The 1,451-nt window shown below is 45.4% G+C and carries 1 pseudogene; it reads right to left on the bottom strand.

The annotated features are described in order from the left end of the window. Positions 1-8 precede the first annotated feature (8 nt). Positions 9-1,450, bottom strand: a pseudogene (gene tnpC / locus QUA03_RS28850) (IS66 family transposase). Position 1,451 lies beyond the last annotated feature (1 nt).

The following is a 1,451-nucleotide window of genomic DNA, read 5'->3' on the forward strand; positions in this document are numbered from 1 at the left end:
GTAAGGATTCAGGTCTGAAATTCGGGAATGAGATCAGGCCGAGCCAAGTCACAAGAATGGGCAGAAATAGCCTCACGGAAAAAAGCCATTACTGAACGAGCTTGAAAACGACAGGTTTGGATGACACTAAGTAGATTAGCAGTTTCCTCAAATCGCTTCATCGAACGAGAACCGCCAGAAACTTTCCGTTTCGTTACAGCTAGCCGTAGAGAACGTTCTGCTAAATTATTATCCGGAGACACCGATGGGTGATCGAGAAAATACCACCATTGTTGAGCCTTATCTCGTAAGGATTTGAGTAACAAACCTGCTGCATAGCCAACTTGGTTGAACCAAGTGGCCAAAGCTTGATTCAATCGTATTTTGAAATCCTCAGCCCAAGAGTCGTAGGTAAGTTGCTCCTTCGTCTTTCGCCAGGACTCATGGGATCTAAAAGCTTCATCAATGAATGACAGAAATATTTGAGCGACTGCTGCATTATTGTTGCCCGGAAGTCCCAGCACTTTCTTGAAATGCCGTCGTAAATGGGCTAGACACTTCTGTTGGGCTATGACGAAAGCAACCATTATAAACGCTGAAATCATCTGAGCTTAAGACTCCAGCAAATTCTTTGCCCAGCATGGTTTCTAGTTCCACACGTCCTCTGGTATCTGCGGCATGAAATAAACAGAATCCTTTTCCACTAGCCGTCCACAGCCATTCTTTGACTCCCATCACACACCGGGGGCGTTTCATCTACATGAACGTTTGATTGAAGAGGTGCCCATTCCCACAGTGCTTTGATAGCTGGCTCTACTGCTGCTACTCGTTGATTGGTTTTTTGGAGTGTTCCTACTGACACTTCTATCGTGCCGAGTTCCCACAACAATTCAGTCAGCTTTTCGTAGGAAAGATGCCCATAATTCCCCAGCCAGACTAATAGTGCTTGGAGATTAACGCTCAAGTCTTGGCCTGGAACCACTCCCTGATGTGGTTCTCCTCTGACTACTGCACCACATTCTAGGCATTTACACGATTGTGTCTGATATTCGACGACTTCGATTGGTTTGGCGACTAGAGTTGCTACTTGCTGTCTGTGGATGTTAATTACTTGACTTAATTCTTGACTACCACAATTGAGACAGATGTCGGGTGAGCTAATTTCGGTTCTGTCTACTCGTCCAAACCCTTTGCGGGTTTTTCCCTGATGACCTGGTTGTCCACCTGGTTTCTTTTTTTGGTCTGCTTCTGGTGTGACTGTTGGTTTCTCTGATTTCTGGATCAGATCCGTTGATGGGGGCTTTGATGAAGTCTGACTGGTGGTTCGACTTTTGCCCGTAGCAATGGCTAGTTTTTCTTGTAATTCTTCAATAATTTTTTGCAGCCCCAGTACCTTTTCTACCAGTTCAGCTTGGCTCAACTGCTCGATTTCGGTTTTTTTCGGCTCTCTGGTTGCTGGGGGCTTTTTCATT

Origin of the sequence: Microcoleus sp. S36b_A4 (assembly GCF_036700645.1) — a bacterium.
GTDB lineage: Bacteria > Cyanobacteriota > Cyanobacteriia > Cyanobacteriales > Microcoleaceae > Microcoleus.